24 protein-coding genes and 1 pseudogene are annotated in these 25,682 nt (G+C 53.5%); 5 read left to right on the top strand and 20 right to left on the bottom strand.

The window, feature by feature from the left end; translation table 11 throughout:
• Positions 1 to 154: 154 nt before the first annotated feature.
• The 5 genes and pseudogenes from FG166_RS03095 to ccpA form a co-directional block, all read right to left on the bottom strand.
• Positions 155 to 2,169: pseudogene (locus tag FG166_RS03095) on the bottom strand (glycosyltransferase family 39 protein); the annotation flags it as partial.
• 133 nt (positions 2,170 to 2,302) lie between these two features.
• The gene (locus FG166_RS03090) at positions 2,303 to 3,343 is read right to left on the bottom strand and encodes a C40 family peptidase (protein WP_035430962.1); all 1,041 of its coding nucleotides are present in this window, start codon (positions 3,341 to 3,343) and stop codon (positions 2,303 to 2,305) included.
• A 250-nt stretch (positions 3,344 to 3,593) separates the two neighbouring features.
• On the bottom strand, positions 3,594 to 4,337 hold the full coding sequence (locus tag FG166_RS03085; RefSeq protein ID WP_003682859.1) for a YebC/PmpR family DNA-binding transcriptional regulator: 744 nt from the start codon (positions 4,335 to 4,337) through the stop codon (positions 3,594 to 3,596).
• Between the two features lie 66 nt (positions 4,338 to 4,403).
• On the bottom strand, positions 4,404 to 5,261 hold the full coding sequence (locus FG166_RS03080; RefSeq protein ID WP_003682858.1) for a hypothetical protein: 858 nt from the start codon (positions 5,259 to 5,261) through the stop codon (positions 4,404 to 4,406).
• A gap of 17 nt (positions 5,262 to 5,278) precedes the next feature.
• Entirely contained in the window at positions 5,279 to 6,301 is a 1,023-nt protein-coding gene (ccpA, locus tag FG166_RS03075; protein WP_003682856.1) for a catabolite control protein A, read from the bottom strand.
• A 175-nt stretch (positions 6,302 to 6,476) separates the two neighbouring features.
• On the opposite strand from ccpA, the gene FG166_RS03070 reads away from it, so the two are divergent.
• Positions 6,477 to 7,580, top strand: a complete 1,104-nt coding sequence (locus FG166_RS03070) for a M24 family metallopeptidase (protein WP_014562246.1) — start codon at positions 6,477 to 6,479, stop codon at positions 7,578 to 7,580.
• Positions 7,581 to 7,661: 81 nt separating this feature from the next.
• Here FG166_RS03070 and FG166_RS03065 read toward each other — a convergent pair whose 3' ends face one another.
• Together FG166_RS03065 and FG166_RS03060 are read right to left on the bottom strand one after the other, a co-directional pair.
• Positions 7,662 to 8,093: a YtxH domain-containing protein gene (locus FG166_RS03065; RefSeq protein WP_003682851.1), complete on the bottom strand. Its 432-nt coding sequence runs from the start codon at positions 8,091 to 8,093 to the stop codon at positions 7,662 to 7,664.
• A gap of 11 nt (positions 8,094 to 8,104) precedes the next feature.
• On the bottom strand, positions 8,105 to 8,518 hold the full coding sequence (locus FG166_RS03060; RefSeq protein ID WP_003682849.1) for a DUF948 domain-containing protein: 414 nt from the start codon (positions 8,516 to 8,518) through the stop codon (positions 8,105 to 8,107).
• A 129-nt stretch (positions 8,519 to 8,647) separates the two neighbouring features.
• Between FG166_RS03060 and FG166_RS03055 the strand changes: the two genes are divergently transcribed.
• Both FG166_RS03055 and FG166_RS03050 read left to right on the top strand, forming a co-directional pair.
• Positions 8,648 to 9,526, top strand: a complete 879-nt coding sequence (locus FG166_RS03055) for a mechanosensitive ion channel family protein (protein WP_003682848.1) — start codon at positions 8,648 to 8,650, stop codon at positions 9,524 to 9,526.
• A complete protein-coding gene (locus FG166_RS03050) occupies positions 9,516 to 10,358 on the top strand; it encodes an HAD hydrolase family protein (RefSeq protein ID WP_003682847.1) in 843 nt (280 codons plus the stop codon). Before FG166_RS03055 ends, FG166_RS03050 begins: the two co-directional genes overlap by 11 nt.
• A gap of 238 nt (positions 10,359 to 10,596) precedes the next feature.
• Here the strand turns inward: FG166_RS03050 and FG166_RS03045 are convergent, their stop codons facing one another.
• Genes FG166_RS03045 through murI form a run of 3 tightly spaced genes read right to left on the bottom strand, consistent with a single transcriptional unit; the run spans position 10,597 to position 12,510 of the window.
• Positions 10,597 to 11,109, bottom strand: a complete 513-nt coding sequence (locus FG166_RS03045; RefSeq protein ID WP_003682846.1) for a YfcE family phosphodiesterase — start codon at positions 11,107 to 11,109, stop codon at positions 10,597 to 10,599.
• On the bottom strand, positions 11,109 to 11,702 hold the full coding sequence (locus FG166_RS03040) for an XTP/dITP diphosphatase (RefSeq protein ID WP_035430959.1): 594 nt from the start codon (positions 11,700 to 11,702) through the stop codon (positions 11,109 to 11,111). Before FG166_RS03040 ends, FG166_RS03045 begins: the two co-directional genes overlap by 1 nt.
• 1 nt (position 11,703) lies before the next feature.
• Entirely contained in the window at positions 11,704 to 12,510 is an 807-nt protein-coding gene (gene murI / locus FG166_RS03035) for a glutamate racemase (protein WP_003682844.1), read from the bottom strand.
• Positions 12,511 to 12,669: 159 nt separating this feature from the next.
• Between murI and FG166_RS03030 the strand changes: the two genes are divergently transcribed.
• The gene (locus tag FG166_RS03030) at positions 12,670 to 13,212 is read left to right on the top strand and encodes a YslB family protein (RefSeq protein ID WP_003682843.1); all 543 of its coding nucleotides are present in this window, start codon (positions 12,670 to 12,672) and stop codon (positions 13,210 to 13,212) included.
• 101 nt (positions 13,213 to 13,313) lie between these two features.
• Here the strand turns inward: FG166_RS03030 and FG166_RS03025 are convergent, their stop codons facing one another.
• The 4 genes from FG166_RS03025 to FG166_RS03010 form a co-directional block, all read right to left on the bottom strand.
• The gene (locus FG166_RS03025) at positions 13,314 to 14,576 is read right to left on the bottom strand and encodes a chloride channel protein (protein ID WP_003682842.1); all 1,263 of its coding nucleotides are present in this window, start codon (positions 14,574 to 14,576) and stop codon (positions 13,314 to 13,316) included.
• A 145-nt stretch (positions 14,577 to 14,721) separates the two neighbouring features.
• On the bottom strand, positions 14,722 to 15,036 hold the full coding sequence (gene trxA / locus FG166_RS03020) for a thioredoxin (RefSeq protein ID WP_003682841.1): 315 nt from the start codon (positions 15,034 to 15,036) through the stop codon (positions 14,722 to 14,724).
• Positions 15,037 to 15,108: 72 nt separating this feature from the next.
• Entirely contained in the window at positions 15,109 to 17,484 is a 2,376-nt protein-coding gene (locus FG166_RS03015) for an endonuclease MutS2 (protein ID WP_003682840.1), read from the bottom strand.
• Between the two features lie 17 nt (positions 17,485 to 17,501).
• Positions 17,502 to 18,029: a CvpA family protein gene (locus tag FG166_RS03010; RefSeq protein ID WP_003682839.1), complete on the bottom strand. Its 528-nt coding sequence runs from the start codon at positions 18,027 to 18,029 to the stop codon at positions 17,502 to 17,504.
• Positions 18,030 to 18,116: 87 nt separating this feature from the next.
• Here FG166_RS03010 and rnhC point away from each other — a divergent pair, with 87 nt between their 5' ends.
• Positions 18,117 to 19,022, top strand: a complete 906-nt coding sequence (rnhC, locus tag FG166_RS03005) for a ribonuclease HIII (RefSeq protein ID WP_003682837.1) — start codon at positions 18,117 to 18,119, stop codon at positions 19,020 to 19,022.
• Positions 19,023 to 19,144: 122 nt separating this feature from the next.
• On the opposite strand, the gene FG166_RS03000 is transcribed toward rnhC, so the two are convergent.
• From FG166_RS03000 to FG166_RS02975, 6 genes are all read right to left on the bottom strand, one after another.
• A complete protein-coding gene (locus FG166_RS03000) occupies positions 19,145 to 19,450 on the bottom strand; it encodes a DUF1292 domain-containing protein (protein WP_003682834.1) in 306 nt (101 codons plus the stop codon).
• 11 nt (positions 19,451 to 19,461) lie between these two features.
• Complete coding sequence (ruvX, locus tag FG166_RS02995) at positions 19,462 to 19,899, bottom strand: Holliday junction resolvase RuvX (protein ID WP_003682831.1); 438 nt, start codon at positions 19,897 to 19,899, stop codon at positions 19,462 to 19,464.
• Positions 19,899 to 20,162 (bottom strand): IreB family regulatory phosphoprotein, encoded by a 264-nt coding sequence (locus FG166_RS02990; RefSeq protein ID WP_003686035.1) that lies wholly within the window; start codon positions 20,160 to 20,162, stop codon positions 19,899 to 19,901. Before FG166_RS02990 ends, ruvX begins: the two co-directional genes overlap by 1 nt.
• A 209-nt stretch (positions 20,163 to 20,371) precedes the next feature.
• Positions 20,372 to 23,020 (bottom strand): alanine--tRNA ligase, encoded by a 2,649-nt coding sequence (gene alaS / locus FG166_RS02985; protein ID WP_003682827.1) that lies wholly within the window; start codon positions 23,018 to 23,020, stop codon positions 20,372 to 20,374.
• A gap of 252 nt (positions 23,021 to 23,272) precedes the next feature.
• Positions 23,273 to 24,655 (bottom strand): DEAD/DEAH box helicase, encoded by a 1,383-nt coding sequence (locus tag FG166_RS02980; RefSeq protein ID WP_003682825.1) that lies wholly within the window; start codon positions 24,653 to 24,655, stop codon positions 23,273 to 23,275.
• Positions 24,655 to 25,614, bottom strand: coding sequence for a DHH family phosphoesterase (locus FG166_RS02975; protein WP_003686029.1), 960 nt, complete (start codon positions 25,612 to 25,614; stop codon positions 24,655 to 24,657). The genes FG166_RS02980 and FG166_RS02975 overlap by 1 nt, the downstream gene beginning before the upstream one ends.
• Positions 25,615 to 25,682: the final 68 nt, after the last annotated feature.

Genomic DNA, 25,682 nt, shown 5'->3' with positions numbered 1-25,682 from the left:
GAAAAAGTGACGAAATTAATGGCAAAAAATCTAGGGCGCTAAAAAGGCCGAGGGAACAATTGGGTTCCTCTCAGCCCTTGGCATTTCCGATTATTTAGTTAGAGAACGTAAGGTATTTAATCCTACTTAGTTGTACGGTCCCTTTGACCAGGCCTTATTTGGATGCTGATAAACGGTAAAGGGTCGCATTGGTACTTCCCATGGCACCCACGCCTTTGGTTTGGCTACTTGTGCCACCATATGCACTGGCACTCACCTTGGTACCGTATTTTTTGACCCACTTAACAATTGCGTTGTTATTGGTGTGGCTCGAAATGTAGAAGTATTTAACCTTCCCGTCCTTGACCAATTGCTTAAATTTCTTCAGGGAAATTGCGTTATCGGTCCCGTTATAGCCCCCGATCGTCATCACGGCCTGACCGGTCTTGATAATGTACGGGGCGGCCGTATTGGAATCGGTGGTGGCAAACAGGTAGGTTGTTGACTTGCCATTATGTTGTTTAAGGTATTTGATCAGTTGGGTATTCACCGTACCAGTGCCAAGTCCGGTGGTCGCACCGCCACGACTCAGTAGGGACGGTCCGGTGGTCGGAACGGCCGCGGATTCACCAGAGATCGTTGAGGTCAGGGCCCAAAAACCCGGAGCCAAACAAAGGAAACCTACCCCTAAGGTTAAAAAGAGGCGTTCCTTAGCTGGGATCAAGGTCATCATGACCAACGCAACCGCGGTCAAAATCAAAATAACCAAACTTAACCACGGATAGTAAGCCCAAACATAATAGGACTGAAGGCAAGCGGTGGTCCCTAAGCCCATGAATAAAAGGTAACGCAACCAGCGCGCCCTCTTATCATCCCTTTTCGACGTGGCCTTTTTTAGCCCACTTGTAATGGCCAGGGCCGCTAATACCGCCAACGGAGGCGCTAGCATGATGGTGTAATAAGGATGAAAGAAGTTAGCAACGCTAAAGAAGGCCCCAACGGGGATTAGCCACCCCGCCCAATAAAGAACATCTTGTTGCTTCCGGTTAGTCTGCCACCACTTCTTCTTACGATCGTACGCAGCCAAGTAAGCCGCTACCATTCCAAAAAGGGCCAATGGCAAGAACCAGCTAATTTGCCGTCTCAATGCCGTCTGGAATAGGCGGGTCACCCCAGCGGTCCCAACGTTGAAGATACCATTGCCACCTTGGCCAGCGCCCCCCTTCATACCAGTTGGGCGTCCCTTGGTGGTTTTTGGCATACTACTTAACGACTTGCCGGAAGGCTTCCCCCCGTTTGTAGTCCCCTTCTTCATCCCGCTGGTTGGCTTAGCCTGCCCAGTTGGGGCTCCGCCAGCTGGCTTTTTCATTCCCCCCTGCTTAGTACCACCCGTTGGGGCCCCGGTCTTAGTTTTACCACTCGCTTTAGTCCCCATCCCAGAGAAAGTCCCCCCGGTTCCAGTGGTTTGCCCAAATAACCGTTGCGTCCCGTTATAACCGAACGCTAGGTTCAAAACCGAGTTGGTTGAAGAACTCCCAATGTAAGGGCGCATACTTTTACTTGTCGAATCGACCGCCAGGGGCCAACTGAGGCTAACCACGGCTAAAGCCAAGGTGGCCAACACGGTCTGAGTAAGTACCCTTTTCCAATTCTGCCGACTAGCAACCCAGTAGTAAAGATACATGGCCGGCAAACCATGTATGCCTGTAACATCTTGATGTTAAAAGCGACCCCCACTAGGGCAAAGGATACCAATACCAGCCATCCCCGTCGCTTTCGAACCGCCCTTTGTAAAACCCAACCGGCTAACAGTAAGAAAAAGACCAGCGTGGCATCCATGTTGTTAGTTCGGGAGTCGGCGACCACGATCGGGGTGATTGTCATAAAGAAGGCGGCTATCCGTGCGGTTAAGGGACCAAAAGTTGGCTTAACCATCTTGTAAATCAAATAGACCGACCCGATTCCAAACAGGACCGAGGATAAAACGATACTCCAACCGTGAAGGCCAAAGATTTTAACACAGATAACCATAAACCAGAGGGCTACCGGGGGTTTGTCGACGGTGATAAACCCAGCCGGATCAAAGCTAGCATACCAAAAGTTATGCCAACTTTTGGACATGCTAACGATAGCTGCCGTGTAAAAATCGTTAGCAATGCCCGCCTCCCAGATATTCCACCCGTACATGAATAAACTTTGAGGATTTTTACGCTAAAGCGGGGTTAATTGTTTATAAGGTTCTTAACGATCCTGGTTTTATAAATAAAAAAAGCTGCGACATCCCTATCGCAGCTCCTTTGGGGAAAATAATGAAACACCCTTATTAGTTGATAACCACGTAGTAGCTTGGCGTGTAAGCGGACATGCTCGTGATCTTAACCGTTTGACCAGTATCTGGGGCTTGGATAAAGGTCCCGTTCCCGAGCGAAATCCCGTCGTGGTACGGTGCACTATCGGAGCCAAAGAAGACGATCGCCCCAGCCGGTGCGTTTTCAACGTCGTAATGGTGGGTTCCCAAGGCTTGTTGTTGGTAAGTCGTCCGGTAAGTAGAACTCAGGCCATATGCCCATTGAACTAGCCCGGAGCAGTCAAAGCCGCTCGTGGTATTTCCACCGTATACGTATGGTGTACCGATTACGGATTCGGCACGGGCCACCGCTTGGGCGGCGCTGTAAGTAGCCACTCCCGACGTGCTTGTGGTAGTCGTGGAAGTGGTGGTCGTTGATGAAGCCGTTGATGAGCTTGCTGAGGACGCACTAGTGGCTGAGACCGTCACCATCGTGGTGTTGGCCGTACTCGTGGCGGAAGCGGAGCTAGCAGCACTGGAGGTGGTGGCAGAAGATGCCACCGCACTCGTGGCTGAATCGCTAGATGCACTTACTGCAGAGTCGGCACTAGCAACGGCGGAACTAGCACTAACAACGTTGGTTGCGCTCGTGGTACTAGTAGCGCTAGAATCAGCAGCCAAATTAGCACTAACTACGGCGCTGCTTACCGCACTCGTAGCGGACGTGTTCGTGGCCACTTCACTGGCACTCGAACTCGTCACACTCGAGCTTGGCGCTGAGTTAGCACTAGTGGCGCTAGTAGCGGTGCTCGTCGCCGTTGAACTGGCCGTGGCCGCCGTGCTTGAAGCACTGGAGCCCCCACTCGTTGGAATATAAATCGTCTTTCCGGCAATAATTAAGTTCGGGTTCTTTAAGTTATTTGCTTTAACAATGTCACCCATCGTCACGTGGTAGCGCTGTGAATAGCCCCACACCGTGTCACCCTTTTGAATCGTGATCGTGTCTGCATGGGCCGTTGCTCCGGCGGCTGCAAGGCCAATGGTTCCAAATCCTAAGGCCACCGTGCACTTGAGCATCAGTTTCGTTTTGATAATCCTTCACATCCTTATATTATTTATCCTTTCACAAGGACCCCCTTAATATAAACGAAAGAAATTACCAGACCATTACAGAAGGTATACAATAGATTGTTATAAGTATGATAGATTTATGAATATTTACGGTAATATATCATTTGTAACGATTGACACCGTTCGTTACCTAGCTGTTACCAAAACGAAAAGAGGTTGAGAGAAACACGAGTTTCTCTCAACCTCTTTACTTAACTTATTCGCCCTGGTCGGCATCTTCAACGAAGGCTGCTTCGTAAACGTCAGCCACGTCATCGTTGTCTTCCAATTCATCGATCAAGTGTTGGTATTGACCAACCTTGTCGGCAGGAACCTTGGTCTTGTTTTCTGGGATCATGGTTACTTCGGCCGTTTCCAGTTCGTAGCCTTGTTCTTGTAAGGCGTCACGAACGGAAGTCATGGCGGAAGGATCCGTGAAGATTTGGAACTTGTCGTCAGTGGCTTGCATGTCGTCAGCCCCAGCGTCAAGTGCGTCCATCAACATGTCGTCTTCGTCCTTGTCCAAGCCGTCACGAAGGATTTCAATTAACCCTTGCCGGTTGAACATGTAGGAAACGGAACCCGTGGCCCCTAAGGAACCACCGGAGTGAGTGAAGGCGGACCGGATAGCAGCGGCCGTCCGGTTCTTGTTGTCGGTCAGGCAGAAGACCATTACGGCTACCCCACCAGGACCGTAACCTTCGTAAGTGATTTCTTCGAAGTTGGCCCCACCAGCACCAGTGTCCTTGTCAATGGCCCGTTGGATATTTTGCTTAGGCATGTTAGCTGCCCGCGCCTTATCCATTACCAACCGGAGTTGAGGGTTGTTGTCGGGATCCGGGTCACCTGCTTTAGCGGCTTGGTACAAGTCACGTGAAATCTTTTGGAAAATTTTACCACGCTTGGCATCCTGAGCGTTCTTACGCCCTTGGATGTTATGCCATTTTGAATGTCCTGACATGAACTAACTCCTCTTTTCTTTAAATGATAACAAACAGTCAAATTATACTAAATCATGGGCGTTTTTTCAAGCCCGTCTGCTAAACCGCCGCCAGACCCGCACCAATAGGCAGAGCAAGAAGATGGCCACCGGGATCACCACTAAGGACCAGCCCTTGTTCACAACGTCAGTCTCCACCTGTGAAACTAGGGGCGCCAGGGTTTGATCATCGGTGATCGCCCCCGACCAGAGTTGCGGCAAGAGCAATAGTCCGCTAAACAAGAGGCTAACCCAGGCCATTGCATCGCCAATTGTAATTGGAAACGAGACCGTTCGCATGAAAGTGGCGGTCACTAGGCACAGGGCCAAAACGACCAAGGACACTAGTAGTACCAAGTTGGTGATTACCTTGCAAGTTTTAATGGCGCTGGCTGCTTCCTGGAGCTGACTCGTGTTTAACTGGGAATTGACCTGCTGGCTTAGCTGATTTTCAATGGCGGCAATCGCCGAGTTGTTGGCGAGACTAACCGAAATTCCCAGCGTCGAAGCTAATTGCTCGCTAGCCTGGTTCGTAAGGCTACTTTCAATGCTCGAGAGGTCGACTTGAATCGTCTTGTCCTCGTAAACCTCTTCGACCACTTGCTCGATTAACTGGTTGGCTTGCTTGGTGGTTACCACCGTTCCCGAGTAACCGTACTGGCTCACGCTTTGGTTGATCATATTTTGTAGGGAGGTCGCTAAACTGGAATTGGTTAGTTCCTGTTTAGCAAAGGACTCGTTTAACACCGTTCCATTGATCAAAATGGTGATCAACAGGGTGAGGGTCGCTAAAACCGTTAGCAAGGCCAAGAAGAAGTGGTGCCCAATTCGTGGCCCTAAGTCAGCTTCTAAGGGGGCCGCCGCTTGTTCTTGGTGCCGCCGTTGGTACTCCGCTCTTGAGATCAAGCCATCACCCCCAGTGATTAGCGGGTCGTTTGCCGTTCTTCAAACCCGTGTGGCAAGATTACGTTTTGCTCGTCATCGCCATCTTCACCATCGGTAGCTTGGTTGTTACCCATCAGCTTGGTCAACAGGCGCATTGAAACGGCACCAATATCATAAAGTGGTTGGGTAACCGAAGTCATCTTCGGCCGAGTAATTTCCGTTAACTTAGTGTCGTTAGCGGCAATCAGTTCGAAATCGGCTGGCACCTTGCTCCCGTGGTCGGTCAGGCCGTTTAACAGCCCGGCGGCAATCCCATCGTCGGAGACAAAGGCGGCCTTGGCGCCACTTTCCAGCACCTTTTCGGTTAGGTCGTAACCTTCCCGGTAGGAATCGTGAGCTTCAAAAATTAAGGCTTCATCTAAGGACTGGCCGGCCTCTTTAAGGGCCGCTTCATACCCCGGAATCCGCATCTGGGCATTGATCGTACTGGCCTTAGAGCCGATCACCAAGGCAACCTTGTCGTTACCGTGGTTAAGCAGGTATTGAACAGCTTCTTTCGTTGCTGCTTGGTAGTTGATCCGCACCGTTGGCAAATCTTCATCGTTGATGGCAGAGCCGGCGACGACCACCGGAATCGTGGAGGAAGAGAATTCTTGCCGCAGTTCTTCGGAGATGTCGTGGCCCATGAAGATGATCCCGTCAACTTGCTTGGCCATCATGCTGCGTACCACTTGTAAGGCCTTGTGGTCATCGGCATCCGAGTTGGTCAAAATCATGTTGTACTTGTACATGGAAGCAATGTCGTCAATCCCGAGGGCTAACTTGGAGAAGTAGTCGTTGGTCACGTCCGGAATCACAACCCCCACCGTGGTGGTCTTCTTGGAGGCCAGGCCCCGGGCCACCGCGTTCGGGCGGTAATTCAATTCCTTGATGACGTCTAAGACTTTCTTACGGGTTTCCGGCTTAACGTTAGGATTCCCGTTGACAACCCGCGAAACCGTGGCCATCGAGACCCGGGCTTCACGCGCAACCGTGTAAATGGTTACTGATTGTTTTTGCATGATGCTCTCCTTCTTGATCTATTATGTTTTCATAGAGTATGTTTTCATAGAGTTTTCAATCCAATCCATAATATAGCAAAGTTCCCTTTAAAGGGCAACTTTATGGATCAATCTTATGGTAATTTTGCGTTATAATCGACTTAATCGCTGTTACAAGACGGAAAGGATTGATTTGATGAATTACGAAAAGTTGCACCACCTTCAACAACTGCTAGCCGACCAACAACTAGACGTCGCCTATTTGAGCGACCCAATGACGATTAAGTACCTAACCGGTTTTGGTTCGGATCCGGTTGAACGGGTCCTCGCCCTGCTGGTCTTTGCTGACCAGGACCCCTTCTTGTTTGGGCCGGCCCTCGAAGTCGAAGCCATTAAGGGCACTGGTTGGCCCTACCCAGTCTACGGGTACCTAGACCACGAAGCACCGTTTAAAATGATCGCTGACCAGGTTCAAAAACGGATCGCTAACCCTACCAAGTGGGGTGCCGAACTAGGCTTTTTGACGGTGACGCGGTTACGGGCCCTGGAAGAACAATTCCCGGCCGCCCACTTTGATTTCGACCTGACCCCCGCCATCGAACGGATGCGCTTGATCAAATCGGCCGATGAAATCGAAAAGCTCAACGAAGCCGGCAAGTGGGCCGACTTTGCCTTCCAGGTCGGGTTCGACGCAGTTAAGGTTGGCCAAACCGAACAGGCCGTGGCCGCCGAATTGGAGTACGCCTTAAAAAAGCACGGCATCATGCAGATGTCGTTTGACACCCTGATCCAAGCGGGCCCCCACGCAGCCGAACCGCACGGCGCCACCAGTAGTCGCCAAATCGAAAATAACCAACTGGTCTTGTTTGACCTCGGGACGATTTACGATGGCTACATCTCCGACGCCTCCCGGACCGTGGCCGTCGGGGCGCTCAACGATCAACAAAAAGACATTTACCAAGTCTGCTTAGAGGCCCAGTTAACCGCCCAGGCCGCTGCCAAACCGGGGATGACGGCCGCTGAATTGGATAAGGTCGCCAGAGACGTGATCGAACAGGCCGGCTACGGTGAGTACTTCATCCACCGCCTCGGCCACGGAATGGGGATGAGCGAACATGAATTTCCGTCCATCATGGAAGGAAACGACATGCAACTAGAACCCGGCATGTGCTTCTCAATTGAACCGGGGATTTACATCCCGGGCGTGGCCGGCGTTCGGATCGAAGACTGCGTCCACATTACCGAAGACGGCTGCCTCCCCTTCACCCACACCAGCAAGGAACTACAAGTCGTCGGCTAAGCCAAGCAAACACAAAAAAGCCCGTACCAGCCCAATCGCCTTCGATTGGCCCGGTACGGGCTTTTATTACTATTCTTTTGGTTATGGTTCATGCAATGGCTCACCGGCTGTCTTTTCCGGTTCTTTTGCTTGCTCTTTAGTTTGGTCGATTACGATGTCTTCTTCTGGCGCCGCTTGTGCTTGGTGCGCTTGGGCCAAGGTTTGGCGCAACTCCTCAGTTTGGGCGTCGAAGTTGTCGTTGGTGAAGTGGTTACCAACCTTGCTTGCCTGATCCTTCAAGGTGTCCTTTAGGTTATCAAGCTTGTCGCTAGCAGCTTCTTGGTAATCGCCAACCGCCCCGTCAACGACGTCCAGCGCTAACAAGGAGTACTCCGTCAGGTAATCCATCAGGTCCTTAAACCGTCCTTGGAACTGTTCGCGCAGTGCTTGGCGCTTTTCTTCGCTCAGTGCCTTATAGGCAGCCACGGCGGCCACACTTCCCAGTGCCAGCCCCGTTAAAAACTTTCTTGCCATTCGACGTCCTCCTACTGATTCTTCTTGCGCTTAAAGACCCGGCTAACAACCCCCATCGCCGCTGCTTGGGCCGCGGACTTCATGAAGCTGTTGCGGCGCTTTTCACGCCGGCTCGCTAAGTTTTCCACCAGTGAACGGGAGGCTTGGTTGACGTCTGAAACGCTCTGTCCCAGGTCAGCAATCGCCTGAACGGCTGGATCGACTTGAACCGCCTTTTTGTTGATGTCCTCCAAAAGGGAGTTGCTGTTCTTCAGGATTCCGTTTAATTCCCCGCTGAGGGTATCAACATCCTTGGTGAGTTGCTCGACACTAGTGATGGCATCCCGAATTGCCCCGGCCACCTTTACGAGGAACCAGGCGATAAAAATTACCAACACGACGAGCGCTAGGGCCGCAATTAAGCCCGCAAGTTGTCCAACAGTCATAGTGAAACCTCCTTTATTTAATCTTAAGGATAGCATTATTAGGTATCGACCGCAAATTGATTTGCCGGCGTGCCACTGGGTTGTTATGATAGAAAACAATAACGTTTTTATGGATAAAGGAACAATTTTATGGAACTACTTGCCTCCACCTCGCTGACCAACCAGGCCAGCCAAATCAGCCATTACTTCTCCACCCTTAATTGGGATGCGATCGTCAAAAATCTGGGTGATCGGATCTTGTCCATTCTCCTCGCCTTTGTCATCTTTGGCGCCATCCTCTGGGTTGGAAAACTAATCATTGACGCCGCCTTTCACCAGACCAGGCGCATCCAGGTGCTGGGCGGAACGCACCGGGCGGCTACCTTTCACGCCTTAACCCTCAACATCTTTCGCTACACCTGTTACTTTTTCTTACTCTACGCCCTCTTATCTTTAATCGGGGTTCCCGTGGGCACTCTGTTGGCCGGGGCCGGAATCTTCTCCATTGCCCTGGGGCTTGGGGCCCAGGGGTTTGTTTCCGACGTGGTTAACGGTTTTTTCATCCTCTTGGAACAACAGATTGACGTTGGCGACGTGGTTCAAATTGGCACCACCAAGGGAACCGTGGCCGCCATTGGGTTACGGACCACCCAGGTTCTCTCCGCAGACGGGACTCTGACCTACATTCAAAACCGCAACATCACCATGGTACAAAACTTCTCCCGCCACAATCTGACCGCCAACGTCGACATCCAAATCACGCCGACGACCCCGCTCGACCAGGTGGAGGCGATCGTTAAAAAGGCCGGCCCAAGCCTGCTAAAGGAGGTCGACGGCTTAATTAAAGAACCCGACGTCACCGGGCCAACCACCGATCAAATGGGACGGCTGGTCTTCCGGGTGGTCATCACCACCCGTTCCGGCACCCAGGGTAGCGCGGCGGCCACCTGCTTAGCCACCTACCTAAAGGATTTAAATGACGCTGAAGTTCCTCTAGGCAACGAATGGGGGCACCCGCATGGCCACTAAAATTAAAATGATCGTCACTGACATGGACGGCACCTTTTTAAACGACGCCCACGGTTACGACCACCAACTCTTCTCTAAAACCTACACCCGGATGGTCACCGCCAAGATCCCCTTGGTGATTGCCTCCGGTTCTTCTTACCACCGCTTAACCCGGGAGTTTGCTAACCAGGTCGACCAGCTAACCTTTATCTCCCAAAACGGGGCGGTCGTCCACCTGGGGCGCCAACTGCTATCGGTTAGCCCCCTAACCAACGCCCTAATCACCGACGTCCTAGCCCTAATCACCGACCACTTTGCAGCGGGCCAACTAGCACAACTGGTAGTCTCCGGGGTTAACGCCTCTTACATTGACCAGTCGATGTCCCCCACTAATCGGGCAATCGTTAAAACCTTTTATGAGAAGGTGATCGCCGTTTCGGACTTGCGGCAGGTGGCAACCCTGGTCGATGACCAATTAACCCGGGTCTCGGTGACCTTTAGCCCGACCGTTGACTGGCAAGCGGCCACCGCCTGGCTAACCGCTCACTTACCCGCCGGCCTCGCCCTGGAAAACTCGGGCTTTCACACCTCCCAAATCGGCCTCGCTTCGGCCACTAAACAGGGCGCCCTACTGACCCTCACCGACCAAGAACGGGTAGAGGCTGAGCACGTGGTGACCTTTGGCGATAACGAAAACGACCTTGGCCTTTTGACAATGACGCCCCAATCCTACGCGATGAAAAACGCGGCGCCCTTCATTCAAGGACAAGCGGCTAACGTCACTACCCACACCAATAATGAGAGCGGCGTTTTGCGGACCATTAACGCCCTGCTCGACCAACGAATTAAATAAACGCAAAAGAGAGTGGAAAATAACCTTCTCGGCAGGTCGTATGACTAAGCTAGGACGAACGGTTAGTGCGAAACGCACTGTTCTTCGGCCTGCTTAGGCACTAGGTCTGCGGTTATTGACCACGTTTTCTGTCTAGCATTCGGGAATACAACAAGGGGCTGGGAGAAAACTGTGTTTTCTCCCAGCCCCTTGTTAATTTGAGGGATCGGGAAAAGCTCCGTTTCCCCCTACACCTCTGTTATCGTTTCAAGCGCTTATCTAAGCCGACGTTGACCAGGTCGCGGTTGAAGTAGCGCACGATGAAGTGCTCGGGCGTCGTTTCTACCGTGGCAAAGGTGCCGCCCAGGTAATCGTACTCGCCGCGGGGTTGGTTAATTGAGCCCGGGTTTAACAACAAGATCCCGTCCACCACCTGGCAAGCCAGTTGGTGGGTGTGGCCGTACGCCGCCACCGTAGCGCCCGCTTCCTTGGCCGCTAGCTTCAGGTTCAACAAGCTCTGGTTGACGCCATACAGGTGGCCGTGGGTCACGAAGACGTGCTCATCGCCCACTACTTGGTCCACCACCCGCGGGAAGGGATCCCAATCGGTGTTGCCCACCACCACTTGAAAACCGGCTAAGGCTGGGTCATCCGGGGATAAGTTTGAATCGCCGCAGTGAAACATAGCGTCAACTTGATCCGCCAAGCCTTCCTTAACCCGCTCTAAAATAGCGGCGTCACCATGGTTATCGCTAATAAATAGTGCCTTCATTACTTCTCCCACCATTCTTTAAAGTCTGCCATCAACGCCCGCAGCGCCCGTCCCCGATGGCTAATGGCGTTTTTTTGTTCATCCGTTAGGTTCCCCATCGACGTTGCCAATTCGTCAACGTAAAAGAGCGGGTCGTAGCCAAAGCCGTTCGTCCCGGTTAATTCGTGAAGAATGTGACCATTGACTTGGCCGTTGGCGACTAGCTTGGCGCCGTTTGGCTTTAGGCCCACGATCGTCGTGTGGAAATGGGCGGTCCGCTCTTCATCCGGTACCCCAGCTAATTTGGCCAGGAGCTTTTGGTTATTAGCGGCGTCATTATGGTCGCCGGCATAGCGCGCCGAGTGAATCCCGGGCTCACCGTCTAAGGCGTCAACCATCAAGCCCGAGTCGTCGGCGACCACCGGTAAGTTGAGGGCTGAAACGGCTGCCTGGGCCTTTTTTAGGGCGTTTTCTTCAAAACTGTTTCCATCTTCGACAATTGGAAATGGGGGGAAGTCGGCCAACGTTTTGACCTCGATCCCCATGGGTGCGAGCATTTCTTGAAATTCCCGGGCCTTGCCGGGGTTGTTAGTTGCAACGACGAGTGTTAACACGTTAATCCCCCTCTTCAATTTGGGCGGTTCCTAAGTCAAAGTGCCCCGACAACAACCACTTATTCACCCCGGCCCTTAAGTCAGGGAGGTTGCCCGTTGAATATAGGTGGTAGTTGGGGTGGGCGTGGTTACCCATTGCTTGGTGCTGTTCCAGCCAGGACTTGGCCGTGGCCACCGTTTCCTTAGCCGGGTCGACTAAGGCCACCGTTGGTCCGACCGCCTTACTTATTTCCGGGGCCAAAAACGGGAAGTGGGTGCAGCCCATAATCAGGGTTTTTACCGGGTGCTCTTTAAAGGTCATTAGCTGTTCACTAACCACTTCTTGGGCCTTTGCCGTCCCGGTCTGGCCGTGCTCAACGATTTCGACCATTGGCTGGGTGGCCTTTGCAATGACCGGGGTACCCGGCGCTAGCCGTTCGATCGTAGCTGGGTAGGCGCCGGCCGTGGTGGTTGCCGTGGTGGCGATCACCCCAATCGGTCCCTTTTTATCCTGGGCCAGGGCCGCCCGGGCGCCGGGCTCAATGACCCCAATTACGGGAATTGGGAGCACCGCTTGCAGGGCCGGCAGTGCGGCCGCCGTCGCCGTATTGCAGGCCACGACCATCATCTTTACGTCATGCTTGAGTAAAAAAGCACCAATCGAAAGCGCCAGTTGACGGACCTCCGCTTGATCCTTGGTTCCGTACGGGAAGTGACCTTGGTCGCCCACGAAGATGACCTCTTCGTTGGGTAGTTTTTGCTGGATAACCCGGACGACTGAAAGGCCCCCCAAGCCAGAATCCATCACTCCAATTGGGCGATTGTCCATTTTATGTTCACCCTTTCTCTTTTTCAACAGGTTGAAACCTTATTTTCGCCCAAATCAAGCTGCTTTGCAATCCTCGCCCCTAAATTTTCATTAAGTCCCTCGCCCGGCTGCCGATTTCCGGTATAATAAAATAGATTTCCAAAGAAAGAAGTTATTAAAATGACCCAAACACGTTACAACCACCTCATTAACAGCCACCGGGGTCTTGGAGCCGCCACCCTGCGTGACATCATTATCCCCGCCCTTTTAGGAACCGAAACGGAGGGGATCCTCTACTGGATCGGTAAGGACCTGGCGCGTGAATACCCGGTTGCCACCGAAGAAGAACTGATCGTCTTAACTAACCAACTAGGCATGGGCGAATTAAGCCTGAAAAAACGGAGCGCCACCCAGCAAATTTGGGAGCTGGGCGGCCCCATCGTTGACGAGCGCTTGACCCTCGACAAGGAAACCACCTCCTTTGCCCTGGAAGCCGGCTTTTTAGCCCAGGAAATTGAATTCCAACTGGGCTCGGTTGCCGAAGCCGAGGTCCAAGAACGCGGCCGCCACACCGCCACCTTCCTGGTTCAAAACGACCCCCAAGACACCTCCGATTCCGAACGCACCGAACTCGTTGAATTCATCCACCCCCAAATGCCGACTACCGAAGAACCCACGTCCAAGAAGCGTACCGGCTTGTTTGGGCGAAAGAAAAAGAAATAGGAAGTGCGACCCCCACCGTTAAACGGGCCGTGGGCTAAAACGGTGACTACCTTATCCACAGAGATTAAAAAAAAGAAGCTGGAATTTTCCAGCTTCTTTTTTTAGTTGCTCGCCGCACTCAGCCACTTATTAACGGCGATCGATAAACCCGCCGCTAGCGCTAGCATCAAAAAGGAACCGCTAGCCAGGTGGCAAACTTCAAAGAGCATAAAGAGGGCCATTAAAGGCGCCGTTTGCGAGGAGGTCAAAAAGGCGACCGCCCCGACCACGGCGAACTGGGCGAGTGGGATGCCCGGCACAATAATGGCGTACACCATCCCTAGCAAGACCCCCAGTGAGGCACCAATTGAAATGGACGGGGTCAAGACCCCACCGTAGCCCCCAAAACGAATCGTCATCAGGGTGACGATTGGTTTGGCCACCAAACCAAAGAACAGGGCCACGATGGCGATACGGCTCGGTGCCGTCGTCGACATTGCCAACTGGGCTAACCCCCGCCCGTTCCCCATGATTTGGGGGTAAACGGCGGCCACTAACCCGGTCACCAGGCCGACGATTGGAAAGAGCACCAATAGTTTGACTTGGTGGGGTCGCTTGGCGCTACAAGCCTTGATCGCCCGCCCAAAGAGGTGGCCTAACCACCCCATTAACGGGGCGACCACGATAACGTAGGGGAGCAAGCGTAACGAAAGCTCCCGGTCAGAGACCAGGTAGTAAGGAACGTAACCCTTGACCAAAGCACCAATCATGGTGGCGATCGAAGACATGGTCAACGAGACGGCGATCGCCCGTGGGGTAATTCGTTTGTAGAGTAGTTCCATGCAAAAGAAGGCGCCGGTAATCGGGGCGATGTAGACCCCGGCAAAGCCCGCTCCGGCAGCGGCCGCCACCAACAAGCGTTTATCGTCGTCTTCCAGTGTTAAAGCGGGGTGTTGGTTAGCAAAATCTTCCCACTTCTGGGCAAAGGCGGCCCCGGCCTCCCGTGGTGCCAATTCACGCCCAATTGAGCCCCCGGTCCCAACGAAGAAGATCTGGGTTAAGACGTGGGCAAGGGTGCGGAAAAGGGGCATCCGTTGTCCTTCCACGGCCTTAGCTAGCCCCACCGGACGGTAGCCCTTTTTTTGTAGGAGGTACCAAGAGAACCCAGCTAGGATCCCCCCCGCTATTACCGACAAGCCCCGGTGAATAGCGCTGGCGTCCAGGTTCACCGGCATCCGGTTACTCTCTTGAAAGCCCAAAAAAAGGTGCTCAACGTGGTCCAAAAAGAGACTTAGTAAGGCTGAACTTGTCCCCACAATCACCCCGATTACCACCGTGGCAATAATAATCGGGAGGTTCCTTTGTAGTTGTTGTCGGAGTTGCATCCGTCATTCCCCATTTCACTAAAATTCACACCTTCCTAGTTAAACGCGCTTAGGGAAAAATTACAAGTCCTGGTCCAATTTTTAAGAAAATCGAAAAGGGGGGCGCCAATTAGAAACAAGCTTCTAACCAGCGTCCCCCTTATGACTAGAGGTATTGTTTTAAAAGTTGGGCGACCTGCTCTTTGCTGTGGTAGCCGATTAATTGGTCGACTACCTGGCCGTCCTTGGTAATCATTAGGGTGGGAATACTCATGATCTGAAACTGTTCGGCCACGTTGTGGTTAGCGTCCACGTCTAGCTTGTGAAAACCAACTTGCTCCCCCATTTCCTGGTCGAGGGCTTCAATAACTGGTGACTGCATCCGGCACGGTCCACACCAGGTCGCCCAAAAATCAATTAGGGCCACGCCGGTCGCCGTGTCTTGTTCAAAAGTGGCGTCGCTTGTTTCGTGTACTGACATGCTCCAACCTCCCTTTGTTTAATTACCCCTATTTTACCATTTATTTAATGGTCCGGCGCCCCGATTCACCCGCTAAAAGTAGGCGATCGTTGCCCCGTCGCCCCCATTGCTAGGGCTAGCGTATTCAAAGTTTTTTACCCGGGGGTTGCTCTGGAGGTACTGTTGGGTCCCCTTACGTAGGGCCCCGGTCCCCTTCCCGTGGATGATCGTTACCGACGGCAAGTTGTTTAACAAGGCGTGGTCAATAAAGGACGCCAGTTCACTCATCGCCTCTTCGTAACGGTGACCCCGCAAGTCTAACCGGGCACTGGTTTGCCGCGTTTGAATCGTCCGCACCGCCATTCGCCGGGGCTGAGCGTGCTTTTTCTCGGCTTGCTTAGCCTGCTTAGCCGAAATCTTTTCGAGGTCGGCCTCGTCAATGGCCATCTTCAAAATTCCCAGTTGGACCTCCCACTTATGGGCGCCGCGCTTGTTTAACAAGACCCCTTGCTGGCCATAGGACTTGACGTTGACGTGGTCCCCCACCTTAAGTTGGTGCTTTTGCTTGGCCCGTTGTAAAACGCTGTTGTGATTTAAGCGTGGGTTATCCTTGTGTAGGGCGTTTAAGGCCCCCTGGGCGTCAATTAATTCATTTTCCTTAACCGTGGCGCCCTGAATTTCTAGTTGTCGGAGGTGGTGGATAATCTGGTTGGCCTTCTTTTTAGCTTGGGAAACCTCGTGGTTGGCCTCCGAACGGGCCCGTTCCAAGAGCTTATCGCGCTGCTCGTTAAAGCGATCGAGTTTGGCGTCTAACTCCTCTTTGGTGGCCGCGTTTTCCTTAACTAACGCCTGAAGCCGTTCGTTTTCCTCCCGGGCCCGCTTGCGTTGTTCGACCAGGTCACCGATCATCTTGTTTAAGTCCTGGCTGTCATCAGAGACCAACGATGAGGCCTCGTCAATGACCGCTTGCTCAATCCCTAGCCGCTTGGCGATCGCGATCCCATTGGACTGCCCTGGCACCCCAAGTAAGAGCCGGTAGGTCGGCTGAAGGGTTTGCTGGTCAAATTCCATTGAGGCGTTGATTGTCTTGGCCCGGTCGTAGCCGTAGACCTTCAGTTCCGGGTAGTGGGTCGTCACGACGACTTCGCTACCCGTTGCCCCAATTTGGTCGAGGATTGCCATCGCCAGGGCCGCCCCTTCCTTAGGGTCGGTCCCGGCCCCCAGTTCGTCCAAGAGTACCAGGGAGTTAGCGGTGATTTGTTCTAAGATCCGCTTAACGTTTTCCATGTGGCCAGAGAAGGTCGACAGGTTTTGTTCCAACGACTGCTCATCCCCAATGTCGGCAAAGACGTTATCAAAAATGGCGACCGTCGAGTTTTCGTTGGCCGGGATAAACATCCCCGACTGGGCCATTAACTGGATTAAGCCCAGGGTCTTTAAGGTGATCGTCTTCCCACCGGTGTTCGGCCCCGTGATCACGATTGCCTGGTAGTCCTTACCCAGGGCAATGTCGTTGGCAACCACCTTCTCCTGGTCGATCAAGGGGTGACGGGCCATCCGTAAGTTGACCTCACCCTCCTGGTTTAAAAGCGGTACGCTCGCCTTCATCGCCGCCGCCAACTTGGCCTTGGCGTTAATCAAGTCGAGGTGGCCTAGCAACTGGGCATTTTGCGCGATGTCGTTGCGGTAGGGGCGCACCAGGTCTGATAACTCCGCTAGGACCTTACGTACCTCTTGGCGTTCCTCAATTTGGGCTTGGCGCAAGCGGTTATTTAACTCCACCACGCTCCCCGGCTCAATGTAGAGGGTTTGCCCGGACGCTGATTGGTCGTGGACCACCCCGCCAAACTGGTTGCGGTACTGAGCCAAGACTGGGATTACGTAGCGGTCGTTTCTGATCGTAATAATCGGGTCCGACAGCTTCTTGGCCTGCTTGCCCCGGGTGTAACGCTCCAGTTCGTGGCGAATATCAACTTCGGTTTGGGTGATCAACTGACGAACCCCATGTAGCTTAGTTGATGCCTCATCGGTCACCCGGCCGTCCGGATCCAGTGAGCGAGCGAGGCGCCGGGTAACCTCCGGAATCGTCACCAATGACGTCGCCAGGTTATCAATGGTCCGCAAGCGAATTTTCTTTTCGACTAGGCCCTCAAAAAAGTTTTGCACCGCCATGCTGGTCCGCAAGACCTGGGTGATCTGGGCCAGTTCGGTCCCGTTTAAGCTGGCTTGCACCTTCAAGCGCTTGAGTTGGGGGCTAACGTCGGCTAACTCCGGCAGGGGAATTCCCCCGACCAAACGTAATAGGTCGGCCCCATCCTCCGTTTCTTCCACCCAATGGTGAATGGTGGTGTAATCGGTTTGGGGTTCGAGCTTAGCCAGTTCCGCCCGTCCCGTGGCCGAAACGATAAACTGGGCGAGCTGCCCCTTGACCCGGCCGTACTCTAAGGTTTCTAAAATTTTATGGTTCATTGACAAATCGATCCTCCTTAAATGACCCAGGAGATGACCACCTTGGCCATCCCCGGGGTTTGATTAATGATCCACTGGGCCAATCCCGACGCCGCTAGTTGGCTTTGCCACCAATCAACGGGGAGGAGCTGGAAGATGAACAAAAAGACGAAGATGATTAAATACCCCAACAGGCAATCTAGCGCCCCGCCGGCCCAGCCGTTAACCGTCCCGACCACCGGAACCTGGCGGACCCAGTTAAAGCGGTGCAACAACCAGCGGGAGAAAAAGGTGATCGCCCAAAAGATCAGCATAAAGCTGACCCCACTGTAGAAAAACTCGCTGGTGCTCGTCTTTAACAGGCTCGTGACCGTTGAATTGGTGCTGTCGGTGATCGACGGTAAGATACCAGCCAACGCGGCCCCCACAAACCGGGCCCCCAGCCGGGCCATCAACCACGCCAAAAAATAAGCGACCGTCGTAATTACCAGGCCGATCAGCCCCATCCGGCGGCCGTGAATCCAACAACCCATTAAAATGATGATGATAATGGCGGTAAGGATCATGTGTTCCCTCCTAAATTTTCACTGAATATTTTAGCATTTTCACCCCGGATTTGCTATCGTAGGGATTGCAACAGAAAGGGGAGCAACATGAACATCGTAATTAACGTTGATACACCGACCTTTGAACAGATGAAGTCAACCTACCAGGCCCCGGGAACCCTCCCGGCCGGGGCGTCCTTTCACGCCAAGCTAAAGGGGGTCACCGTGACCGGCTACACCAAGAGCCACAAGGTGATGTTTCAGGGCGCCCTTGCCAACCAAGAGGCCGCCCGGTGGCAACCAAACGACGCCCCAGCCCCCTCGCGTTCGACACCTGCCCCGGCTGGCTTACCCGCCGGTTTTGCCACCTGGTCGGTCTTGGGGTCCGATGAGGTCGGGGTGGGCTCTTACTTTGGCCCCCTCACCACGGCGGCCGTCTTTGTCGCCGCCGACCAAGTCGCTTCCCTCACCCAGCTGGGCGTCGCCGATTCCAAAAAACTAACCGACCCGGAAATCATTCGCTTGGCCAAACAGATCATGGCAACTTGCCCGGTCACCTACCTCAACTTGATGCCCGCGGCCTATAACGCCCGCATGAAAAAGTATAACCAGGCCCAGTTAAAGGCCCTGTGCCACAACTACGTTCTCGCTAAGACGTTAGAACGGTTAGCCACCAAGCCGCAGGCCATCTTGATTGACCAGTTCGTCAGTGAACGGACCTACTTTAATTATTTGCAGGGCCAACCACAGATTGTTAGCCACCACGTTTATTTTCAAACCAAGGGGGAACAAGCTCACGTGGCGGTGGCAGCGGCCTCGATCGTCGCCCGCTACCAATCGTTGAAGGCAATGGATACCCTGTCTGAACAAGCCGGCATCACCCTGCCAATTGGGGCCGGTCACGCCGTCGACTTAATCGCCGCCAAGCTAATCCGCAAGGGCCTCGACCTCAACCAGTTTGCCAAGGTCCACTTCGCTAACACCCAAAAGGCCCGCCAGCTGGCTCGCCAATAAAATAGGGAAAGCTTCCGTCTTGTTTCGGTGGCCCCCACTTAAACTACTGCTCAAACTAGCACATCCGGATATACAGCAAGAGGCTGGGGGAAAACATGGTTTCCTCCCAGCCTCTTATAATATTAGGCGTTAAAATTGCCATCGTCATCGATAAAGGTGTTAAGCACCTCTTGGACCATTTCCCATTCGGCATCGTTTTCGATCGGCAATAGTTCTAACTCGTCTTCTTCTGAAGTAGGTTCTTCAAAGGCAAAGGCCTGAATCCCAACCTCCTCGTCGTTTTCTTCGTCCAGCGGGTAGAGGCAGATGTACCACTTGCCCGTCTCCGGTGATTGGAAACGCATTGCCTCTTTGTATAATTCTTCGTTGCCGGCTTCATCAACCAGGGTGAAGATTTCGCCGTCATCGCGTGGCGTTTGCTCACTCATGACAATTCCTCCTATAGCTTGGCGCACAACTTACCGTGGCGATCCAAGTAATTCTGTAAGATTAAGGTGGCCGCCAATTCGTCGATCACCTTTTTTTGTTTGCGCCGGGAAACGTCAGCCTCTTCGACTAACATCCGGTGGGCTTGGACCGTGGTTAAGCGCTCATCTTGATAGTCGATTGGCAAACCAAACCGCTCCTCCAAGAGCTCACCGTAATGGCGTGCCGCTTCAACCCGTGGTCCCTCCGTGTTATTCATGTTCTTGGGTAGGCCGAGCACAAAACCAGCGACCTGACGGGATTTAACCAGTTCCGCCACCCGCTCTAAGCCAAAGACCTCCGCTTCCTCATCAATGGGGATGATTTCCACGGCTTGGGCCGTCCAGCCCAAGGGATCGCTTTCCGCCACCCCCACCGTCTTGGAGCCAACGTCTAATCCTAATAAGCGCATTACTGAACGTCCCCACTGTTCTTCAGGTAGGACCGAACGAGTTCTTCGATAATTTCATCGCGCTCGTGCTGGCGAATCAAGTTCCGGGCGTTGTTTAGCCGCGGAATGTAGGCAGGATCACCAGACAAGAGGTAACCCACGATCTGGTTAATCGGGTTGTAGCCCTTTTCTTCAAGGGCATCATAGACCGTCTTAAGGGTCTCTTTGACGTTTTTTTCGTGCAACTTATCAAAGTCAAAAAACATCGTTTCATCAGTTGCCATTTCAGTCACCTCCATCAAATGTACCATTGCTAATTGTACTATATCCCCACCAAAAGTACAATTTAGCCCCCCGGAAATGGGGCCAAACAAAAACCCCTACCAGCTTGCGCAAGCCGGTGAGGGGTTTTATTTCGTAATGGTGCCAGGAAATTCCCCGCGGACTTAGTGTCTAAATCCAGTCTACCGAGGAGGAAAATGTCGACTTTCCCTTAATCATTCATGAATTGGCTAGCCAGCTTGAGAGCTTCGCTAATCCCGGCTGGGTTCTTTCCGCCGGCCTGGGCCAGGGTTGGGCGACCGCCCCCGCCCCCGTTAATGGCCGGGGCAATTGCCTTGATCAAGTCACCAGCCTTGACCGTCTTGGCCAGGCCATCCTTGACTGCTACCAAGAGGTTGGCCTTGTCACCAGCGGCCGTGGCTAAGACCAAGACATCGGAGTAATCCTTTTGGCGCCAATCGTCAGCCATTTGACGCAGTTGGTCCATTCCGGCCACCTTAACTTCGGCGGCAATCAAGGTTCCCTTCGCCGTTTCTTCCGCCTGGTTGAAGACGTCGCCGGCTTGTTGGGCGGCTAACTTAGCTTGCAGGGCCTCGTTTTGCTTCGTGGCTTCCTTGAGCTGGTCTTGCAACTCACTAACCCGGTGGGCGACTTCCTTAACTTGAGCCACCTTCAGGTCGGCGGCGATGTGGTCTAGGCTGTCGACCCGCTCTTGCATGAAGGCAAAGGCGTCACTGGACGTCACGGCTTCGATCCGCCGGACCCCGGCGCCGACCCCACCTTCGGAAACAATCTTGAAGAGGCCGATTTCGTTGGTGTTTTTGACGTGGTCCCCACCACAGAATTCGGTGTTGAAATCACCAATCTTAACGACGCGTACCTTGTCACCGTACTTGTCGGAGAAGAGGGCGATTGCCCCCATTTTCTTAGCGGAATCAATGTCGGTTTCGACCGTCGTGACCGGAATTTCCTTCCAGATCTGTTCGTTGACCATGTCTTCAACCTTCTTAAGGTCCTCTTTAGTAACCTGACCGAAGTGGTTGAAGTCAAAGCGTAGGTAGTGGGCCTCCACTAAGGACCCGGCTTGTTGGGTGTGGCCGCCCAAGACGTTGCGTAAGGCTTGGTCCAGCAAGTGGGTGGCGGTGTGGTTCTTTTCAATCTTGAGGTGGCGGGCCCGGTCCACCACTAACTTGTAGCGGGCGCCCTTCTTAATTGGGGCGGTTAACTCTAAGGTGTGGAGGTTTTGTTGGTGTGGGGCGTGTTGGACGTCTTTAACCGTGGCAACCACCTTGCCGTAGTTATCGATGACCTGACCGGTGTCAGCTACTTGGCCCCCCATTTCGGCGTAGAACGGGGTCTGGTCGAAGATGACGTCGACGTGTTGACCCGGTTCCGCTTGGTCAGCTTGCTTACCGTCGGCGGCCAACCCGATTACCTTGGCGTTATCAACCACCAGGTCGGTGTAGCCCACGTACTTACTTTCGTCCGTGAAGTTGGTCCACAGGTCGCTTTGCACCCCCATCCCGTTGTCCATGTCACGGGCGTTGCGGGCGCGGTTTTGCTGTTCGGTCATCGCCGCTTCAAAGCCCTGTTCGTCAACGGTCAAGCCCTCGTCGGCTGCGTATTCACGGGTCAGCTCAACCGGGAAGCCGTAGGTATCGTAAAGCTTGAAGGCCGTTTTCCCGTCGATTTGCTTGCCATCAGTTTGCTTAGCCTCATCGATCACGCTGTTTAACAGGCTCAGCCCCCCGTTTAAAGTGGCGGAGAAGCGGTCTTCTTCAGAGGAGATCACTGAGGCGATGTAGTCGGCGTTTTCTAAGACGTCTGGGTAGTAGTCCTTCATGATTTCGCCAACGGTGGGTACCATCTTAGCTAGGAACGGTTCGTCAATCCCTAACTTCTTGCCGGCCACCACCGAACGCCGTAAGAGCCGGCGAATCACGTAGCCACGCCCGACGTTGGATGGCAGGGCCCCGTCGCCAATCGCAAAGGTGATCGAACGGATGTGGTCGGCGATGATCTTGAACTGAACGTCATCGGCGGCGTTTTGGCCATACTGCTTGTCGGCAGAGAAGCCTTCTACCTGCTTGATCAGCGGCATGAAGAGGTCGGTTTCAAAGTTGGTCTTGGCGTTTTCAAAGATTGAAACGACCCGTTCCAGCCCCATCCCGGTATCGATGTTCTTGTTCGGTAACGGTTCGTAAGTGTCTTCTGGGGTGTGGTTAAACTGGGAGAAGACGATGTTCCAGATTTCCAGGTAGCGTTCGTTTTCGCCCCCCGGATAGGATTCCGGATCGTCTTCCGGTAAGTTGTTCATTTCCTGGCCGCGGTCGTAAAAAACTTCCGTGTCCGGACCGGACGGCCCCTGGCCAATGTCCCAGAAGTTATCCTGGTCGGCTAAGAGGTGGTCTTCTTTGACCCCGGCGTCCAGCCAGAATTGGTGGGCGTCGTTATCCTTCGGGTAGTAAGTGATGTAGAGGCGTTCCGGGTCAAAGCCAAACCATTCGTCACTGGTTAACAGTTCCCAGGCCCAGGTGATGGCTTCCTTTTTGAAGTAGTCACCAACCGAGAAGTTCCCCATCATTTCAAACATGGTGTGGTGGCGGGCCGTTTTCCCCACGTTTTCAATGTCGTTGGTCCGGATACTCTTTTGCGAAGAGGTCATCCGCGGGTTGTCCGGAACCACCTTACCATCGAAGTAGTTCTTCATTGTTGCCACCCCGGAGTTGATCCAGAGCAGGGTTGGGTCGTTAACCGGCACTAGGGAGCGTGACGGCATCTCGGTGTGTCCGTGTTGAACAAAGAAGTCTAAGTACATCCGCCGAATCTGGGCGGAGTTCAGTTTTTTCAGTTCTTTCATTGCCTTTCCTTTCTAAAACAAAAAATCCACCCCTGCTAGACAGAGACGCCGGTCGACGCGGTACCACTCTGCTTGCAACGATGGATTCGTTTGCCACTTTTAATCCCCCGTGGGGGTTGATCACTAAATTATCCCCTGGGGAGCAACCTGGTTTGGTTCGTCGTGCTTTGCAGCCACCAGCACGTTTCTAAAAGTTCCCCCAACCGGTCATGTCCCAGATGTGTTTCATTATAACCAAGGGGCGGGGCAAAATCAACGCCCATTCTGTTGACGAGCCCGCTCCGCCCGGTGTTGTTTTTGCCGAGCCCGCTTCGCCTTGCGCATTTCGTGGCGCTGGGCCTGCTTAACCTTTTGGCGCTCGTCTTCTTTAATCCGCTGCTTGATGCGGCGCTTGTAGCCCGGCTTGACCTTTTTCTTGGCCTTCTTGACAAAGCCCTTAACGGTCGGGTCTAAGGCCGCCTTCTTACGGCGGTGGGCCTTGCGGCGGTTCCGGTCGTAAGTCGTGACGATCCGGCCGTTTTTCAAGTCCTTTGGAATAAAGGTGATGCCCCGTTCCTCTAACTTTTCAATCAGGACGTCTTCGGCGGGCGCGTACAGGGTGATGGCGGTCCCGGCCATGTTCGCCCGACCCGTCCGGCCGACCCGGTGAACGAAGTATTCCAGGTCACTTGGAATGTCATCGTTTAAGACTAAGGAAACCCCCTCCAGGTCAATCCCCCGGGCGGCTAAGTCCGTCGCCACGATGTATTGGTAGTCCATGTCCCGAATTTGGCGCATCGTCCGCTTGCGGGCCCGTGGTTCCAGTCCCCCGTGAATCAGGGCGACCTTTAAGCCCCGTTCTTGCAAGTAGTTAGCCAGTTCTGTCGCCCGGTCACGGGTGTTGGCAAAGACCAGGGCCAAGTACGGGTCCCCTAGGGTCAACAGGCGGTAGACCAGGTCGTTTTTGTCGCGCCCCTTGGTCGACATCAACCAGTTTTCCACGTTGGGGTTGATGACCGTTTCGGTGGGAATTTCTTCAATCACCGGGTTTTCCAAGTACTTCTTCAAAAATGGCCGTAGCCCTTGGGGAATCGTGGCCGAAAAGACCATCATCTGGAGCTTTTCGGGGAAGCGGGCGGCGATTTGGTCAACCGTTTCTAAAAAGCCCATGTCCAAGGTCATATCGGCTTCGTCGATCACGAACTGGCTAGCCGTGTGGATATCTAAGGCCTGGGAGTTAATCAGGTCTAAGATTCGCCCCGGCGTCCCAATCACCAGTTGGGGTTGGCGCCGGTTCAATTGTTCGACTTGGTGCTCCTTGTCGGTCCCACCGACGTAGTTGTGAATCGTCAACGGGGTGGTCGCAAAGCGGTTTAGTTGCTTGGCGGCGTTATAAATTTGGTAGGCTAATTCCCGCGACGGGGTGGTGATAACGGCTTGGACCGTCTGGTTGTTGGGGGCTAGTTGGCTAAAGATCGGCAACAAAAAGGCATGGGTCTTCCCACTCCCGGTTCGCGATTGGCCCACCACGCTCTTACCGTTGAGGATCAACGGGATCACCCGGGCTTGAACGGCGGTTGGTCGTTCAAAGTGAAGGTCCTTTAGAGCCGGCGTTAAAAAGTCGGCCAAGTGAAGGTCCGCAAAAGATTCAATCATTAAAGTTCTCCTTTTAGAAACTGGGTCGTTAACTCATCCAGTTCCTGCATAATTTGTTTCATTTCTGCTTCGTCATTGGCCCGGGCCCCGGAGGCGAGCGGGTGGCCCCCTCCGTGGTGGCGCTTGGCCAATTCATTAATCACCGGCCCCTTGGAGCGCAGGCGCACCCGGAAACCGCCATCCTCTTGTTGGACGTAGATTGCCCAGGCCACGACGTCTTTGATCCGTCCTGGCAGGGAAACGACGGCCGAGGTGCCGGCTTCAGTCAGCCCAAATTGGTTGAGGACTTCATCGGTTAATAAGACGCTCCCCGCCCCGCTGTCGGTAATCGTTAAGTGTTCGTAAACGTAAGCGGACAACCGGGCCAGGGGGAGCGAAATTTCGTTTTCGCGCTGGGAAATGGCGGCGGCGTCCGCGCCGGCGGCCATTAAGGCTCCGGCCACCAGCATCGTCTTGGGCGTCGTGGCCGGGTACAAAAAGCGTCCCGTGTCGCCAATGATCCCGGCGTACAGAGCCGTTGCCGCCTCCTTGGTCATCGTTAGTTCCTTAGCAAAGTGTTGGTAAAAACCGTAAATCAGCTCGGAACAAGAACTCGCCTGGTCATCGACCCACATGAGGTCACCGTAGGGCTCGTCGTTAGGGTGGTGATCAATTTTAATCAACTCATCGCCGTTATTAAAGCGCCGGTCGTCAATCCGCGGGGCGTTGGCCGTGTCGGTAACAATCACCAGGGCGCCATCGTATTCGCTACTGTCGACGTCGTCCATCTGGCCGATCCAGTTAAAACCGGGGATTTCCTTACCCACGACTGCCACTTCCTTGTAGGGAAAAGACGCCCGTAAAATCGACGCTAGGCCCACCTGTGAACCAATCGCATCTGGATCCGGGCGTTGGTGCCGGTGGATAATGATCCGGTTGTACTTTTTAATTTGTTCAAAGATCGCATCTAAGTCTGCCATCGTAATCTTCCTTTCGTCCGCTTGGGGTAACCGGTTCTTAGTATACCAGTTTTTGACGGCGAACCAAA

The organism is Limosilactobacillus fermentum (assembly GCF_013394085.1).
Classification (GTDB): domain Bacteria; phylum Bacillota; class Bacilli; order Lactobacillales; family Lactobacillaceae; genus Limosilactobacillus; species Limosilactobacillus fermentum.
The sequence above is the reverse complement of the archived record's forward strand: the minus strand, read 5'-3'. Positions and strand labels throughout refer to the sequence as shown.

Coding starts and splice junctions, on each gene's coding strand:
- FG166_RS03090 (WP_035430962.1), bottom strand. CDS start 3,343: ATGCTCAAGTGCACGGTGGCCTTAGGATTTGGAACCATTGGCCTTGCA.
- FG166_RS03025 (WP_003682842.1), bottom strand. CDS start 14,576: ATGCAACTCCGACAACAACTACAAAGGAACCTCCCGATTATTATTGCC.
- ruvX (WP_003682831.1), bottom strand. CDS start 19,899: ATGCGCTTATTAGGATTAGACGTTGGCTCCAAGACGGTGGGGGTGGCG.
- FG166_RS03010 (WP_003682839.1), bottom strand. CDS start 18,029: ATGATCCTTACCGCCATTATCATCATCATTTTAATGGGTTGTTGGATT.
- FG166_RS03065 (WP_003682851.1), bottom strand. CDS start 8,093: ATGGCAAGAAAGTTTTTAACGGGGCTGGCACTGGGAAGTGTGGCCGCC.
- alaS (WP_003682827.1), bottom strand. CDS start 23,020: ATGAAAGAACTGAAAAAACTGAACTCCGCCCAGATTCGGCGGATGTAC.
- FG166_RS02980 (WP_003682825.1), bottom strand. CDS start 24,655: ATGATTGAATCTTTTGCGGACCTTCACTTGGCCGACTTTTTAACGCCG.
- trxA (WP_003682841.1), bottom strand. CDS start 15,036: ATGTCAGTACACGAAACAAGCGACGCCACTTTTGAACAAGACACGGCG.
- rnhC (WP_003682837.1), top strand. CDS start 18,117: ATGAACATCGTAATTAACGTTGATACACCGACCTTTGAACAGATGAAG.
- FG166_RS03015 (WP_003682840.1), bottom strand. CDS start 17,484: ATGAACCATAAAATTTTAGAAACCTTAGAGTACGGCCGGGTCAAGGGG.
- ccpA (WP_003682856.1), bottom strand. CDS start 6,301: ATGCAAAAACAATCAGTAACCATTTACACGGTTGCGCGTGAAGCCCGG.
- FG166_RS03000 (WP_003682834.1), bottom strand. CDS start 19,450: ATGAGTGAGCAAACGCCACGCGATGACGGCGAAATCTTCACCCTGGTT.
- FG166_RS03030 (WP_003682843.1), top strand. CDS start 12,670: ATGACCCAAACACGTTACAACCACCTCATTAACAGCCACCGGGGTCTT.
- FG166_RS03045 (WP_003682846.1), bottom strand. CDS start 11,109: ATGAAGGCACTATTTATTAGCGATAACCATGGTGACGCCGCTATTTTA.
- FG166_RS02975 (WP_003686029.1), bottom strand. CDS start 25,614: ATGGCAGACTTAGATGCGATCTTTGAACAAATTAAAAAGTACAACCGG.
- FG166_RS03060 (WP_003682849.1), bottom strand. CDS start 8,518: ATGACTGTTGGACAACTTGCGGGCTTAATTGCGGCCCTAGCGCTCGTC.
- FG166_RS03050 (WP_003682847.1), top strand. CDS start 9,516: ATGGCCACTAAAATTAAAATGATCGTCACTGACATGGACGGCACCTTT.
- FG166_RS03085 (WP_003682859.1), bottom strand. CDS start 4,337: ATGTCAGGACATTCAAAATGGCATAACATCCAAGGGCGTAAGAACGCT.
- FG166_RS03055 (WP_003682848.1), top strand. CDS start 8,648: ATGGAACTACTTGCCTCCACCTCGCTGACCAACCAGGCCAGCCAAATC.
- murI (WP_003682844.1), bottom strand. CDS start 12,510: ATGGACAATCGCCCAATTGGAGTGATGGATTCTGGCTTGGGGGGCCTT.
- FG166_RS03070 (WP_014562246.1), top strand. CDS start 6,477: ATGAATTACGAAAAGTTGCACCACCTTCAACAACTGCTAGCCGACCAA.
- FG166_RS02990 (WP_003686035.1), bottom strand. CDS start 20,162: ATGGCAACTGATGAAACGATGTTTTTTGACTTTGATAAGTTGCACGAA.